This is a genomic window from Lutispora sp. (assembly GCF_041687175.1).
Taxonomy (GTDB): domain Bacteria; phylum Bacillota; class Clostridia; order Lutisporales; family Lutisporaceae; genus Lutispora.
In genome coordinates this window covers 16,900-32,737 of sequence record NZ_JAWLCK010000020.1, presented here as the reverse complement: position 1 = coordinate 32,737, position 15,838 = coordinate 16,900, and the positions used below count along the sequence as shown (strand labels likewise).

16 protein-coding genes and 2 other annotated features are annotated in these 15,838 nt (G+C 37.4%); of the genes, 2 read left to right on the top strand and 14 right to left on the bottom strand.

The features are described from left to right. Positions 1-180 precede the first annotated feature (180 nt). From ACESM9_RS05195 to ACESM9_RS05150, 10 genes are all read right to left on the bottom strand, one after another. Positions 181-747: a hypothetical protein gene (locus ACESM9_RS05195; RefSeq protein WP_372995988.1), complete on the bottom strand. Its 567-nt coding sequence runs from the start codon at positions 745-747 to the stop codon at positions 181-183. A gap of 153 nt (positions 748-900) precedes the next feature. Then, entirely contained in the window at positions 901-1,305 is a 405-nt protein-coding gene (locus ACESM9_RS05190) for a type II toxin-antitoxin system PemK/MazF family toxin (protein ID WP_372995986.1), read from the bottom strand. Then, positions 1,259-1,534, bottom strand: a complete 276-nt coding sequence (locus ACESM9_RS05185; RefSeq protein WP_372995984.1) for a CopG family ribbon-helix-helix protein — start codon at positions 1,532-1,534, stop codon at positions 1,259-1,261. Before ACESM9_RS05185 ends, ACESM9_RS05190 begins: the two co-directional genes overlap by 47 nt. Before the next feature lie 177 nt (positions 1,535-1,711). After that, positions 1,712-2,896 carry an alanine racemase gene (alr, locus tag ACESM9_RS05180; RefSeq protein ID WP_372995982.1) on the bottom strand — a complete coding sequence of 395 codons (1,185 nt, stop codon included), beginning with the start codon at positions 2,894-2,896 and terminating at the stop codon, positions 1,712-1,714. 73 nt (positions 2,897-2,969) lie between these two features. Continuing rightward, on the bottom strand, positions 2,970-3,584 hold the full coding sequence (locus ACESM9_RS05175; protein WP_372995980.1) for a germination lipoprotein GerS-related protein: 615 nt from the start codon (positions 3,582-3,584) through the stop codon (positions 2,970-2,972). Between the two features lie 12 nt (positions 3,585-3,596). Continuing rightward, positions 3,597-5,156, bottom strand: coding sequence for an NAD(P)H-hydrate dehydratase (locus ACESM9_RS05170; RefSeq protein WP_372995978.1), 1,560 nt, complete (start codon positions 5,154-5,156; stop codon positions 3,597-3,599). After that, positions 5,104-5,553 carry a holo-ACP synthase gene (gene acpS / locus ACESM9_RS05165; RefSeq protein ID WP_372995976.1) on the bottom strand — a complete coding sequence of 150 codons (450 nt, stop codon included), beginning with the start codon at positions 5,551-5,553 and terminating at the stop codon, positions 5,104-5,106. The genes ACESM9_RS05170 and acpS overlap by 53 nt, the downstream gene beginning before the upstream one ends. A 99-nt stretch (positions 5,554-5,652) precedes the next feature. After that, positions 5,653-8,100 (bottom strand): leucine--tRNA ligase, encoded by a 2,448-nt coding sequence (gene leuS / locus ACESM9_RS05160; RefSeq protein WP_372995974.1) that lies wholly within the window; start codon positions 8,098-8,100, stop codon positions 5,653-5,655. A 51-nt stretch (positions 8,101-8,151) separates the two neighbouring features. After that, positions 8,152-8,357 (bottom strand) — a binding site (T-box leader). A gap of 44 nt (positions 8,358-8,401) precedes the next feature. After that, positions 8,402-9,004 (bottom strand): hypothetical protein, encoded by a 603-nt coding sequence (locus ACESM9_RS05155; protein WP_372995972.1) that lies wholly within the window; start codon positions 9,002-9,004, stop codon positions 8,402-8,404. Between the two features lie 122 nt (positions 9,005-9,126). Beyond that, complete coding sequence (locus tag ACESM9_RS05150) at positions 9,127-9,948, bottom strand: C40 family peptidase (protein WP_372995970.1); 822 nt, start codon at positions 9,946-9,948, stop codon at positions 9,127-9,129. Between the two features lie 282 nt (positions 9,949-10,230). Here ACESM9_RS05150 and ACESM9_RS05145 point away from each other — a divergent pair, with 282 nt between their 5' ends. Beyond that, positions 10,231-10,569 (top strand): DUF3870 domain-containing protein, encoded by a 339-nt coding sequence (locus tag ACESM9_RS05145; RefSeq protein WP_372995968.1) that lies wholly within the window; start codon positions 10,231-10,233, stop codon positions 10,567-10,569. Here the strand turns inward: ACESM9_RS05145 and ACESM9_RS05140 are convergent. Next, on the bottom strand, positions 10,564-11,490 hold the full coding sequence (locus ACESM9_RS05140) for a TIGR01212 family radical SAM protein (RefSeq protein ID WP_372995966.1): 927 nt from the start codon (positions 11,488-11,490) through the stop codon (positions 10,564-10,566). The two genes, ACESM9_RS05145 and ACESM9_RS05140, sit on opposite strands and share 6 nt — an antisense overlap. A gap of 249 nt (positions 11,491-11,739) precedes the next feature. Here ACESM9_RS05140 and ACESM9_RS05135 point away from each other — a divergent pair, with 249 nt between their 5' ends. Beyond that, the gene (locus tag ACESM9_RS05135) at positions 11,740-12,261 is read left to right on the top strand and encodes a peptidylprolyl isomerase (protein WP_372995964.1); all 522 of its coding nucleotides are present in this window, start codon (positions 11,740-11,742) and stop codon (positions 12,259-12,261) included. Between the two features lie 567 nt (positions 12,262-12,828). Here ACESM9_RS05135 and asnA read toward each other — a convergent pair. The 3 genes from asnA to eutH all read right to left on the bottom strand — a co-directional run bounded on the left by asnA (position 12,829) and on the right by eutH (position 15,826). Beyond that, a complete protein-coding gene (gene asnA / locus ACESM9_RS05130) occupies positions 12,829-13,845 on the bottom strand; it encodes an aspartate--ammonia ligase (protein ID WP_372995962.1) in 1,017 nt (338 codons plus the stop codon). Between the two features lie 48 nt (positions 13,846-13,893). Continuing rightward, positions 13,894-14,150 (bottom strand) — a binding site (T-box leader). A gap of 99 nt (positions 14,151-14,249) precedes the next feature. Continuing rightward, positions 14,250-14,699, bottom strand: a complete 450-nt coding sequence (locus ACESM9_RS05125) for a cupin domain-containing protein (protein ID WP_372995960.1) — start codon at positions 14,697-14,699, stop codon at positions 14,250-14,252. 17 nt (positions 14,700-14,716) lie between these two features. Then, positions 14,717-15,826: an ethanolamine utilization protein EutH gene (eutH, locus tag ACESM9_RS05120; protein ID WP_372995958.1), complete on the bottom strand. Its 1,110-nt coding sequence runs from the start codon at positions 15,824-15,826 to the stop codon at positions 14,717-14,719. Positions 15,827-15,838 lie beyond the last annotated feature (12 nt).

Genomic DNA, 15,838 nt, shown 5'->3' with positions numbered 1-15,838 from the left:
CTTATGAATTAGCTTTTTTTACTATATTATTTATATTTTTATCTTATATATTTATGCATAACTAACAACAGCAGGATTATTCCACAATTAACACCATTAACTGATATAGGCTGGAACATCCCGCTTATCTTACATCTAGTATAGCATATTATAAGATTGTATGTAATAGATGAACATTATTTACTTCAAAGTATAACCACCCTTTATGATCAGGAACACTTCTGATTCTGCCTTGACGCCTCTTCCGTCATTCCTTGAGGCAATAAGCATATGATTATTGACTATAGCCTCTCCCCCTTGGAGATCCTTTGCCGATGTTATATCAGACAACCCTCCATTAGTGCCGTACAAAGCTGTAGATTTGCCTGACCTGATTATAATTTCGGCTCCTTCTCCTGCGATCAGCATCTGCCCTTTCTTAAGCTGAACAACTTTAAATGTAAGAGCATCCTCTACTTTCTTTTTTAGCTCTGAAATTTCTGCATCCTTTTGGTCCAGCTGTTCCTGATAATTAGCCAAAGTGATGGAGTAACTTGCAACTTCACCACTTAGCCCCTGAGTAATGGAATCTATATAATATTTAATCTGATCAATTTTTTTATCTACAAAGCTTAATGTCACCAAGGGATCCTGCTCTGAGCCGGGAATAACACCATCTGCTGATCCTATAATAATAAAGATTGATAAAATAATTGCTGTTGTTATTACTACTATTTTTGTTTTTGTAATTGTAAAACTAATTTTCATCAATTTTCCTCCTGTTTCCCTTTTTTTCTATCTCAACTACTATTCGCCATATTAATAGAAATTCCTGTATATTTTACAGATTTGTAATATTGGAAAAACTGGTAAAGAAAATCGACAATTAAAATAAGCCACCGGAGAACCGTCCCCAGTGGCTCATATTGTATAGTCAGATAATCCAAAACTTATTTGGATACATTCATCTACTTTTTTCATTAATTCATCAGAAAGATGTCCTACTCTTTCCTTTAACCTTTTTTTATCTATAGTTCTTATTTGTTCCAATAAAATAACGGAATCTTTGGTAAGACCATATTCTTCCGCGCTGATTTCAATATGAGTAGGAAGCTTAGCCTTGTTAATCTGTGATGTTATTGCTGCAATAATAATGGTAGGACTATATTTATTGCCGATATCATTCTGAATAACAAGAACGGGTCGCACGCCTCCCTGCTCAGAACCAACAACGGGGCTTAAATCTGCATAGAAAATATCGCCTCTTTTTACAACCACTTCATTCACGCTCCGCAAGCCTTGATTCATACCTGCAAATAGTCTCATAATCAGCAGTAAGCCCAATTTCTGCTAGTGCAAGATTTATTTCAGTCATCTCTTGATAACCTTTTTTCATGCTTTCTATAAAATTAATTCTCTTAATTTCACTAATATAAAATCTCATTGCCTTCCTCACAAATTCACTTCTATTGCATTGTTCCAAACATACTGCGTTGTCAACTTCTTTCAAAAGGCTATCAGGTATACTGACCACAATTCTTTTACATTCAGCCACACTAGCACCTCCAGGTTTATCTATTGTCTTATCCAATATGTATGAAAAAAGTTTATAAAATATTCGTCCTCAAGACAACATGATTCTGAATTTATGCTAACCATATATAGTCTATTATATACCAGCTTTTGCATTTGTGCCATATATAAAATTTCCCATTATCTTGCCTATTCAGGATTATTCTTCATAGGGGGATATATAATTTACAATATCAACTATTTTCCCTTCTTTTACGTATACCCTTGGAACCCTTTTTCCAATCATACATACAACTTCATAGTTTATTGTTCCTAGTTTTTCTGCAATTTCATCTATTGATATAAAGGAACCTTTCTGCTTTCCGAATAATACTACTTCATCTCCTACTTTTACATCCTCAATACCTGTTACATCAATCATGCATTGATCCATGCAAATTCTTCCTACTACAGGTACCCTGATGCCATTTACCAATGCTTCCGCCTTCCCAGAAAGCATCCTGGTATAGCCATCTGCATATCCAATAGGTAATGATGCTATCTTAGATTTCTTTGATGCAATAAATTTTCTTCCATAGCTGACGCTTTCTCCCGAATTAATTTCCTTCACATGGGTTATTCTAACCTTTAGAGACATTACCTGTTTCAAGTTTATTTTATCCAACTCCACATCCTGGGAAGGAGCCAGACCATAGAGTATTATACCTGCTCTAACCATATCCAGATGCATTTTGGGGAGGTCGATTATAGTCGCACTATTTCCGCAATGTTTCAATCTTATCTTTATGCCTTCCTCTTCCAACCTATTGGCAACCCACATAAATTTATTAAACTGTTCTTCTGTATAGGTTTTATCTTTTTCATCTGCAATTGCAAAGTGAGTAAACATTCCTTCTATAGTCAGATTTGGAAGTTCATATATTTCTTTGATACAGTCTATTGCGCTTTCGTCAGCTCTCAAACCTATTCTTCCCATACCTGTATCCAGCTTAATATGAATCTTTGCTTCCTTGTTCTGCTTTACTGCCTCTTCTGACAGTGCTTTTGCCAATTCATAGGAGTATACTGCTTGTTCAATGTTGTTTTCTATAATAGCTTTAGCTCTATCTGGCTGTGTATATCCTAATACAAGTATAGGAACTGTTACATCAGAATTTCTTAATTCCAATGCTTCATCCAATACAGCTACGGCAAACCGGTCTGCTCCATTTTCAAGCAAAGTTTGAGCTATGTATTTAGCTCCATGCCCATAGCCATCGGCTTTGATTACAGCAGTCACTTTAGCCTTCTTATCCGTAAGCCTTCTGATTTCCTTCATATTATTGGCCAAATTGTCTAAATCAATTTCTGCCCATACAGGCCTTACAAGATTCATATCGTACATCACAGAACCCTCCTTTGCATTCTCACTACCATTATAGCACTTGTTTGTATTCTTTTTTCATCATTATATTAGTTTATTCCATATCAAATAAAGAGTCATCCAGAGAGGCATTATATTGGAAGTTATTGTACTCTACTTCCATAGTCTTAAAGCCATCCTTATCAAATATGTATAGTAACTTTGGTTGAGCATTTTTTACATTTACAAATAATAATGCTCTGCTAAAATACCGGTTTTCCTTATCTATTTTGCACTGAAAAACATAGTACTCCTCTTCTTCTATTCTCTCTTTAGTCCATTTTGCTTCTGAGTCATTTCTATAATACTCTAAAAAAGCAGAAATAAATGAATTATGTTCTTTGGTATCGGCAAAATTCTGAGTCTTAAAGGGTTTATCAATCTGGGCATGATAAATGCCGCATTGTCCATTGTTATATATCATTGTTTGTTTCATCTTACCATAATCATCATAGAATTCTATTCTGAATTTTCCTTGCTGTTTATAGTACTGTTTCAAATTATAGTAAAATATGCTTTTGTTATTCTTTACTGCCATCTTAGCCTCACAGCTGTAGCTTTCTGCGGTTTCCATCTTTTCCAATGTTTCTTCGGCGCTGAGCTTTGAAGCCGAACATCCTGTAATTATCAATATGACAATTATTATTATGGATAAGGCTTTTTGCAGCATTAGAGACCTCCTCTACATTCCCCCTATATCCATAATTGTATGCGGTATATATTTGATTATGTCAGAGGCAACCATTCCCCATTGTCCGTATTTTTCCGCTGCTTTGTCCCCTGCAGCTCCGTGTATATACGCTCCGCATACTGCAGCCTCCATGGGACTCATCCCTTGGGCTATAAAACTTGATATCACTCCCCCCAGCACATCTCCTGATCCTGCTGTTGCCATACCTGGATTACCTGTTGGGTTTATCCAGGTCTCTCCCCAGGGTGCAGAAATAATGGTCCTATAACCTTTTAGCACAACTATTACCTTATACTTATTTGCAAAGCTCTCCGCAGCTTCTAAACGATTTTGCTGGATTTCACTAGTGCTTATACCCATAAGTCTGGCCATTTCACCTGGATGGGGCGTTATTATTGTAGTTTCTGATCTTTTAAGCAAAATCTCAGGCTCATGGGATATGGCATTTAATCCATCTGCATCAAGGACTAATGGCTTAGAACAATTTATTATTGTATTAACCACTACCTCTCTTACCTGTTGGGTATTTCTTATTCCTGGCCCCATTAGAAGCACTGAAGCCTTCTCTGCACCAGATAGTATTCCTTCACAGCTTTGGGAAGTTAAACATCCTTCTCCATCATCGGCTAGCCCACTGGTTATCACTACAGGTATCTCACCTCTGACAGCGTCAAAAGCACCTTCGGGTACTGCCAGCTCCACAATACCTGCTCCGCTCCGCAGAGCAGCCTTAGCAGCCAATAACCCTGCACCTTCCATACCTCTGGAACCTGCTGCAATGAACACCTTTCCAAAGCTTCCTTTATGATTATGCAGCTTTCTTGGCTTAATCAAGTTTCTCAGTTCATCTTTTTCTGTTAAAAACCTTCTGATTCCAATACTGTCATAAACCTCTTCAGGAATGGACAAACCGCATATGCTTAACTCTCCACAGTAATATGGCCCGTCATTTATAACAAGTCCTATCTTAGGCAAGCCCAGTGTAATCGTCTTATCTGCCTTAATGCAGCTTCCTTCGGCAAATCCGGTATCACAATTCAAACCTGTTGGATTATCTATAGAAAGTACAAATTTATGCTGTTTATTTATTTTTTCAATAACAGCTTCATAATTGCCTCGAAGTCTTCCTCTGAAACCTGTACCCAGCATCCCATCTATAATAAGATGGCTTCTGGCAAGACTTCTATCAAACTCTGCCATATCCGGGTCTTCTATCACGTGAATAGGAATATTCAGTTTATTAATTATATGCAAATTAATCAGAGCATCGCCGGTTATTCTACTCTTATCACCGCAAATAAAAACATCCATATTCCAATCTATTGATGCCAGATGTCTGGCTACTGCAAAGCCATCGCCGCCATTGTTGCCGGTTCCGCATATTATGCAGGCATGAGCTTTCTTTGGCAATATCCCATTGCAAATATCTTTTTCAACTTCCTTCATTATGCCTAAAGCAGCATTTTCCATAAGGACAATTCCTGGAATATTATAATCTTTAATTGATGCTTCGTCTGCCTTCCGCATTTGCTCCGATAAGCATACTCTCAATATCCATCCACCTCTTTTCAATTGAAACCTCAGCCACAGCAGTTGCTGTAGCATAGTTCCTGCTGTGGGAAATACTTATATGAATATCTCCTATATAATTATCATCTGCATACTCTCTGGCTTTTCCGTTCAATCTTACAAAAGGCCTGCCTTTTATATCTCTGATTATTTCAATTTCCTTCCATTTGAAATTTCTAAGTCCAGTACCCATAGATTTAAGCACAGCCTCCTTGGCAGAAAAGCCACCTGCCACATGTTGTGGTTTCAATGCCTTGCTCTCCAGATAAGCCAATTCATCTATAGTAAACAATCTTTCTACAAATCTTGGATATCTATCCATAGTTCTCTTTATTCTTTCTATCTCAATAATATCTGTTCCCACTCCATATATGATCATATTTACCCCTCCGTTGTCTATCAATATTATGGATAATATTCTACATATGGATTAAATTATCCTCCAAAAAATAATGGGCTGTTGCTACAGCCCATTAAATTATTTAACTACTATATTTATAAGTCTGCCTTTTACTACAATGACTTTTACTATCTGCTTTCCTTCTATAAGGTCTTTAACCTCGTCATCTTCTAAAACAATATCCTCTATCTCCTTGTTATCTGCAGCGGATGGAACCATTATCCTGGATTTCACCTTTCCGTTTATCTGAACAGCTATCTCCACTTCATCCTTAATTAATGCCTTTGGATCCCACTTGGGCCAGGACTGATTAAATATGGAATACTCATATCCAAGCTGCTCCCAAACCTCTTCAGTAAAGTGAGGTGCAAATGGAGATAATATCCTCAGCAAATCAGCCACTACTTCTTCAAAGAACTCTATATTCTTCTCCTCTACTTCCTGGTCATACTTATATAATGCATTTAAAAGCTCCATCATTCTGGCTATGGCTGTATTGAAATGGAAATCTTCAGTGTCTGTTTCCACTTCCTTTATCGCTCTGTTTCTCTCATAGTTCAATTCCTTCTCTGGAGCAGCCATCTGAGTCTTAGCCTTTGTACCTCTTAATTCTATAACTCTCTCAGCAATTCTCTCAATCCTATTCAGGAATCTGGCAACAGCTTTTATACCTCCGTCACTCCAGGGACCTCCCTCTTCATAGGCAAAACCGAACATTAAATACAGTCTGAATACATCGGATCCATATTCATTGATAAAACTATCCGGAGAAATAACATTACCCTTGGATTTGCTCATCTTATTTCCATCGGGGCCTAATATTACTCCCTGATGTCTCAATGAGGTAAAGGGCTCATCGAATTTGAGATAACCCAAGTCTCTTAAAGCCTTTGTAAAGAATCTGGCATACAAAAGATGCATTGCAGCATGTTCTGCTCCGCCAACATATTTATCAACTGGCAGCATCTTGTTTATCCATTCCTTATCAAAGGGTTCAGCAGAGTTTTTATTGTCCGGATATCTTAGATAGTACCAGGATGAGCATACGAATGTATCCAAAGTATCTGCATCCCTCTTTGCAGGACCCCCGCATTTTGGGCATGTGGTATTTATAAACTCTTCACACTTTTTAAGGGGTGACTCTCCATCTGGAGTGAACTCAACATTATATGGAAGCATCACAGGCAGGTCCTTCTCCGGCACTGGTACAGTACCACAGTGTTCGCAGTATACAATGGGAATAGGTGAACCCCAATATCTCTGCCTTGATACCAGCCAGTCCCTCAATCTATAATTTATCTTTATTTCGCCCTTGCCTTCCTTGGCCAGTTCTTCCACAATCTTTATCCTTGCATCTTCAGATTTCATGCCATCATATTTCCCACTGTTAACCAAAACTCCATATTCAACATAGGGCAATGGGGCATCGCTTCCATCAGCTGAGTCAATAACTCTTACTATAGGCAGATTAAATTTAACTGCAAATTCATAATCTCTTTCATCATGGCCAGGAACAGCCATTACACATCCTGTACCATAGGTTGCCAGCACATAATCAGCTATCCAGACAGGCACCCTTTCACCTGTTATGGGATGTATAGCATAGGCTCCTGTGAATACACCAGTTTTCTCTCTTGTTGTTGATAACCTGTCTATTTCACTCTGCTTCTTAGCCCATTCTCTGTATTCTTCCACAGAATTCCTATATTCTTCAGTAGTTATCTTATCCACTATTTCATTTTCCGGAGCCAATACCACATAGGTTACACCACACAGTGTATCAGCTCTTGTGGTAAATACTTTGAATGCTATATCTGAATTCTCTATCTTAAACTGTATTTCTGCCCCTTCTGACTTGCCTATCCAGTTCTTTTGTATTTTCTTGGTTCTCTCAGGCCAATCCAGATCATCCAGCTTTTCCAGAAGTTCTTCCGCATAGGCAGTTATTTTGAAGAACCACTGGGTAAGATTCTTCTTGGTCACTTCTGAATCGCATCTTTCACAATGGCTGTCAATTACCTGCTCATTGGCTAATACAGTCTGACAGCTGGGACACCAGTTTACAGGAGCCTCTTTCCTATAGGCTAAACCTGCATGATACAGCTGTAGAAATATCCATTGAGTCCATTTATAGTAATCCGGTGTACAGGTTATGACTTCATAATCCCAATCAAACATGGCTCCCATTTCTTTAAGCTGTTTCTCCATGGTCTCAATATTTTTCATAGTAGAATCCTGAGGATGTATACCGGTCTTTATAGCATAGTTCTCTGCAGGAAGACCAAAAGCGTCAAAGCCCATAGGTTGAAATATTTCATAGCCCTGAAGCCTCTTAAATCTTGCCCAGGAATCTGTTGGCCCAAAATTATACCAATGTCCTACATGTAGATTTGCGCCGGATGGGTAGGAAAACATTTCAAGACAATAAAGCTTCTTATCTACTCTATCACGATTAAACTTATATAATTCTGTTTCCTCCCATTTTTTTTGCCATTTCCTATCCACTTCCACATTATACATGTCCATCACTCCATCCATTTTGATAAATTTAGAAAGAATAAATAAACCCGTCTCTTGGAAAGAGACGGGAAATCCGCGGTACCACTCTAATTGATTATTTAGCATAATCCACTTTAACCCTATAACGGCGGGTGCCGTCTTACCCTACTTTATTCAGGTAGCAGCTCCTGGGCGAGTTCGAAGATTGAAGACTGCCATTTCCCACCAAACCTGGCTCTCTTTAAGTTTCAAATTCCTCTACTACTCCCATTCTTCACTTTTGTAATATTGTATGTGATTTTAGCGCAAAATTTCATATTTGTCAATATTATTTATCTTTTAGCAGATTTTCATCCAGTTCCTCCATTTCAGTTGCACCCACTATACTGTGGAGGTATGAATAAAGCCTCTTTACTCTTTCTTCCATATCCACCTTTTTTTCAATCAGTGACATGAGGGTTTCTCTCATCTTGCTGATTTCTTGCTGAGCTTTCTCTGCTTCCATCTTATTTTCATTGATAAGCTCATAGGTTCTTTTCACAGTTTCCTTGAGCAATATAGCATTTTGCTGGTTTATAGCTGTTGGCAGAGTTTCCAGCTCCTCTAAAATTTTCGATAATCTGCTGTTAATCTGCAAAATTTCATTCTGGGCTTCATCCAAAGGTTGAATAAAAGCGTCATTTTTACTCTCGTTTAATTCATTAGAAAGATGGAGTATCTTATTCATAAGCACCTTTTTTCTTCTCTCCAGATCCTTATGTTCCTGCTCCAGTCTTTTTTCTTTGGATAGAAGTTCTTCCAGCTTATTAACTGTTTTCTCCATGCTCCTTGATTTAAAGTTTGAAAAAAGCTGTATCCATTCAGGTGTATATATTAAAATTGGTATTTTATTCTTTTTTATATACTCATCATCAATATGAACATCTTTCATATTCATCACCTTATTAATAATAATTTGTCCTCATCTAAATAATAGCATAAAGGCTTATAATTAGTATATAGTTACAAATGCTCAAAAAAAGAAGCCCTTATGGGCTTACATTATGTTAACATTTACCTGCCGAATACGGTTCCAACCGCATATAAAGTTTTATGAAGAACTTCTCTGTAATCCTCATCTTCAGGATTCAGACTGTTAATTACTACTTTACCGAAACTACCAGTAGAGTGAATATACTTTCCATCTCCAATATACATTGCTACATGTCCTGGAAAGTACAAAGCATCTGCAGGTTTAACTTCTTCCAGGGGAATCTGCTTCATATATTCTTCCTTTAATTTTGCATCTCTATATATGATTATTCCATTAAGCATGTATGACATTGATACAAAACCAGAGCAATCTATTCCCATAGGGCTTTTACCACCCCATCTGTATTGAGTATCCAAGTATAAAAATCCAGTCTCAAGGATGCTCTTCCTGACTTCTTCCTCTTCCTTATCTAAGTCAAAGTTGGGCATCTTTTTGCAAAATTCTTTCTGTACCCAGCCCTTTGTTCTGTCAATCAATTCAATTTCACACCATCTGTCTTCTTCTCTTCCCGTTAGATGTATAAATGCTCCTCTTGTAAGAGTAATAATCTGATAGCTTGCGTATTTTGGCTCTGCCATTACATCAGCTATATTGTGAGATATATAGTGATCGGCAATCTTAGGCCATTCTAATGCCCTTTCATTATCTATAAGTATATTGCTTTCGTGTACATAGCCTTCATAATCATAGTGGGTTCTTGCTTTATACCAGCCATTTCCAAGATCCTCTTTTAACTCAAGAACCATGCCATACAAACTTTCATCTGCAACTTCACTGCTAAAGGAAGGATTCAATTTTAAAGGTATAACATTATTCTTTGTTAAGGCTAACTTATTTTTCATACATAACACCTCTTACTATTTTTTGATTTATAAATAAAAAAATCCGGAGAAAAAGTCATTATAACCTTCCCTGCCGAATTTCATTTACAAAAAATAAATGCAGCGACATAGAACGAATTTGATAATTCAGTGGCTTAATAATAAATACCAATGAGGATATCAAAATCTTTATTGTATAAATTCTATATATTTTGAAAAATTCCTCTTTGTTTTTCATAATTTCAGTAATATTGAATATAAAATTTTTTTATGGTAATTTATACGATAAGGAGGAGATTAGCTGTGAAGTACACAACCAACACAACATATATTATAGGAAATTCAAAATCTCAGCAAAACAATCCCATTACCCATGTTTATGGAGCATTTTTCATTGCTTTTGTTGTAGATAACGAAACTGAGGAAATAATTGATGTAGAGTGCAATTCAATACTTCCTTTGACCAATGAATTCATAAAAACCATATTCATTGGAAAAAGCATGAGATATGAATATGATAAATTGAAGACAGAGATAGAAAAAAGATATCTGGGTTCATCTCAGAAGGCCATATTGGTTGCCTTCAAGGATGCTCAAAAAAAATATATTGATGTAAAGTCAGGGAAGAGTATTCAGTTATAAGCTGAATTTCTTCCCCTGCCACGTATCTCTTTCAATTAGCCTATCATCTATGGCATTCAATACTTCCCATTTATTGAGACTCCATCTGGGCCCTATCAGGGTAGCTCTTGGTCCGTCACCGGTAAGTCTATGGATGACCATGTCCGATGGAAGCCTTTCAAGGCAATCCACTACCAAATCCACATATTCATCTTTTTCCATGAGATTAAGCTTCCCTTCTTCATAGAGCTTTACCATTGGGGTATCTTTCATCAGATGCAGAAGGTGAAGTTTAATGCCTTGAGTTCTGGTATTTGCTACAAATTCAACAGTCTTTAGCATATCTTCCTTTGCCTCTCCGGGCAATCCCAATATGCAATGGGTAACAACATCTATGTTCCTCTTTTTTAATTCTTCAACTGCCTTAATGTACGTATCCAAAGGGTACCCTCTATTGATAAGCTCAGCAGTTTCTTCCCTAATGGTTTGCAAACCCAGTTCCACCCATAAATATGTCTTATTATTCAATTCTTCAAGCAGTTCCAATACATCATCAGGCAGGCAATCTGGTCTAGTGGCAATAGCTAAGCCAACCACATTTTCCTTATTCATGATTGTATAATATTTTTCCCTTAATACTTCAACAGGAGCATAGGTATTTGTATAAGCCTGAAAATAGCCAATATACTTGCCGCTTTTCCACTTTTTATTCATCATAGCCTTAGCCTCGTCAAACTGCTTTGACAGGTCATTGGTCTCCATTGTGAAATCACCAGAACCTCTGGGGCTGCAAAATATGCAACCACCTTTTGACTTGCTGCCATCCCTGTTTGGACAGGTAAAGCCTGCATCAAGAGATATTTTCATAACTTTTTCTCCGAATTTCTGCCTGAGAAAATAGTTTAAACTATGATATCTTTTATTATCCCATTTCATAACCATTTGCAATTCTCCCTGATAAATAATGAAAACTTATTATATAACTATAACATTATAATATATTTTTATCATCAATGCTCAATAATATATTTGCATGGTTCTTTTACAACCTGATGGAAAGCATAATAATACTTCAGTTAAATCTTCTGTCATAGATTTGAGAGAAGATTCATTGATAATTATTATGCTTCCAATTGAAGCTCATCTTATTATATAATGGGTTTATCTTACATAGGAAAGGAAGTTATTTGTATGAACAACAACCCTATAGTCACCATTAAAATGGAAAACGGCAAAGAGATGAAAATAGAGCTTTATCCTGATGTAGCTCCAAATACTGTTAGAAATTTTATATCCCTGGTAAACAAAGGATTCTACGATGGATTGATATTCCATAGAGTTATCCCAGGCTTCATGATTCAGGGAGGATGTCCCCAAGGTATAGGAACAGGGGGTCCAGGTTATTCAATTAAGGGAGAATTTTCATCAAATGGGTTCAAGAACGATTTGAAGCATGATAGGGGTGTTATATCTATGGCTCGAGCCATGAACCCCGATTCTGCAGGCTCTCAGTTTTTTATTATGGTGGAAGCAGCACCTCATCTTGATGGAGATTATGCTGCTTTTGGAAAGGTAACTGAAGGAATGGAGGTCGCAGATGAGATTGTAAGCACTCCTACAGATTTCAGAGATAAGCCTCTTAATGACCAAAGAATGAAAAAAGTTACAGTTGAGACTTTCGGGGCCAGCTACGAGGAACCTGAAACGATTTAGGTTAGCGTTGCCTGGGGGATTCCTTATAGTAGAACTCAGAGTTCAGAATTCAGAACTCAGAATTAGTGTATTTCTTTTGGGTCTTGTTGAGGAACACGGATTTACACGGCAGGTTCTTTTTAAGAACACAAAGGCATTCATATACAGTTATTGTAGCGGCATAAGTCAATCTAAGGGATATATAATATCGCATAAAATATTAACTTTGGTGACTCTATTGCTCATCTAAAAGAGAATTCTAACGGCGCAAAACGGGCATCCATGCCCTTCGCTCCGCAATTTGCGCCTAGCGCAACCTCCATGTTGCGCTTACGAATTCTCTAATTTAGATTTCGCAAAGATTCACTACCAAAGTTAATAAAAATGCTCTCTTATATATCCCTTAGATTTCAGTGCAGCGAAGAACGCTACGCTAGCTAAAGAATAAGCATATGTGCAAGTGAACATATGCTTATTCTAGTTCGCTATATTATCTAAGTTATGCCATTAAATACCCTGGTGGAATACCCGGACTACCCGTAACACGTAACACGTGACAGGACGGAATAGGAATACCCGAAGCAGCGCCTACAATAACGCAATGCCGTTAGCCTCGCAAAGCTCAATCATTTCTTTAGGCCATACTGAAGCCTGTATCTCTCCGATATGGGCTTTGCGGAGGAAGTACATGCATATTCTGGACTGTCCTATGCCTCCGCCAATAGTTAATGGCAGCTTATCTTCCATCAGCAATTTGTGATATTCGAGATTAATCCTTTCTTCACAGCCAGCCAGTTTCAATTGTTTCAACAAGGCATTCTTATCTACTCTGATTCCCATAGAAGATAACTCCAATGCCATATCTAAAACAGGATACCAGAATAGTATATCTCCGTTTAAATCCCAATCGTCATAATCAGGAGATCTACCATCATGTCTTTCTCCAGATTTTAGCTTTCCTCCTATACCTATTATGAATACGGCGCCTCTTTCCTTAGCTATGGCATGCTCCCTCTCCTTTGGACTTTTATCCGGATACATATCCTCAAGCTCCTGAGATGTTATAAAAGATATTTCTTCAGGAAGAAAGGTCTCATAACCAGTGTACAATCTTTTTATATAATCTTCTGTATCCTTAAATACTTTGTAAATGCTTCTTACTGTATCCTTTAAAAAATCAACAGTTCTATCCTTTTCAGTAATAACCTTTTCCCAGTCCCATTGGTCTACATAAATAGAATGGATATTGTCTAAATCTTCATCCCTTCTTATGGCATTCATGTCTGTATATAAACCTTCATAGGGTTTAAAGCCATATCTTTTGAGAGCTATTCTTTTCCATTTGGCCAGTGATTGAACTATTTCAATTTCCTTGCCTTCAACAGCCTTTATATCAAAGGATACAGGTCTCTCTACGCCGTTTAGGTTATCATTTATTCCCTTATCAGCTTCAACAAACAGTGGTGCAGAAACTCTGGTAAGATTCAACTCATCTGCAAGCCTCTTTTCAAAATAATCTTTTATTCTTTTTATTGCTACTTGTGTACCTCTAATATCCTTCTTAGATTTATAATGCTTTGCTTCGATTAAAGTAACTTTACCCATTGCTTAACCCTCCATTTTTTACAATAAAAAAATCCTTTCATCCCTGAAACAAGGGACGAAAGGAATGCTTCCGCGGTACCACCCAAATTAACACATGGTTCACTCTGCCGATACGGAATATTAATCAAAATAATATTCGATATCGCCCAATTTTAACGCTTTGGCTGCGTCTAAGTCTACTCTCTGTTAAGATTTCGGTTAGAAATTCCGGGATGTTCTTCAAATAGGATATCGTATCGGACTCCCACCATCTCCGACTCGCTTGTACTACCTTCCTAATCTACTCTTCCCATCATAATCTTTGACAAAATACGAATTATTATTCAGTATAATCTATTAATATTAATATGTCAACAGGATTTTCATTGTTTTTCATTAAAAAAATGTGGTGTTTTTCACCACATTTATAATTCTGCCCAATTAGCAGGATATGTAACATATATAAACTTAGCATAATCCGGTGCCGAGAATTCTATGGAGCTATTCATAGGTATAAATATCACATCTCCTGTATTTCCAGTTACTTTATTTCCATTTATTATTATCTCCAGAGTTCCTTCTATTATATAATCTACTTCGTCATATTTTAGAGTCCAGGGAAAGCTGCTCTGTTTCATCTCCATAAAGCCACATCCAAGTCTTGGACTTTCCTCTAAATTTAACACATCCTTAAGAAAAACCTGATCTCCAGCTTTTCCTGTGTCAAAGGACTCCACCTTTACTGTTGAACCCTTGATGCTAATTATACCGCTGGCATCAACTTCTTTTTTTATTCCTTCTTTAGAATACTGCAATTTTTCCATAACGAGTTTTGTTATAGCTTCCACCAGCTCCCTATTATTTATTTCTCTCAAATTACATACCTCCCGAATCATGCTGAGAGGTCTTTGGTTTTTTCCTGGTTCAAGCTGCTTTTAGGTGCAATAAATGTTGCAAGAGCTACAGCTGTTATACCGGCAACTAGCTTGCCTACAATCATTGGGAATATCATATCTCGATTTACTCCGGCAGTGAACCCTAAGTGGTCACCAAAGACAAAAGCTGCACTTACCGCAAAGGCAACATTCAATACTTTTCCTCTGTCATCCATATCCTTCATAAGTCCAAACATAGGAATATTATTGGCTAGGGTTGCTACCATACCAGCTGCAGCTACATCTCCCATGCCTAGTAATCTGCCCATGCTCATGAGAGGCTTTTTAAACACTTTTGTTATAAAGTGAACCATAGGGAAGGCTCCAGCCAGCATTATAGCAATACTTCCTACAATCTGTATTCCATCGGTTATAGGTGCCATACCGGGAATTACAACTATGCCTGTCAAAGTCTCTATTATAATTGCAGCTGTGCCCATGGTTATAACAACTACAACACCCTTCCCGAAAACAGTAAAGCCTTTTATCATCTTTTGCGGTATCTTCCATAAGCCAAGTGCAATTAACAATGCAACAATTACAATGGGTATAAGGTTCTTTAGAATCATTCCTATTTCAAATCCAGCTGCAATACCGCCTGCCAAACAACCTATAGGAATAGTGATTATACCTGCCAATATACCCATTGCCAAGAATTTATGATCATCTTTTTCAATTATTCCAAGGGCTACAGGTATAGTAAATACTATAGTTGGACCCATCATGGCCCCAAGTATTAGACCTGCAAACAATCCGGCTTCAGGCGATTGTGCCAATTCTATAGCAAGGGGATAACCTCCCATATCATTGGCAAGAAGTGTGGTAGCAAACATGGAAGGATCAGCACCTAAGGCAGTATATAAGGGAACTACCACTGGTTTGAGCACATTGGCCAGTACAGGTGCCAATGATACTACTCCTACCATGGCTATAGCCAAAGATCCCATAGCCATAAAGCCTTCATCAAATTTTTCACCTAAACCGAATTTATTTCCTATTATCTTGTCAATCGCACCAAGTACCATAAATACTACCATGATATAGACAATAATCTCATTAATGCTCATTTAATTTCCCCC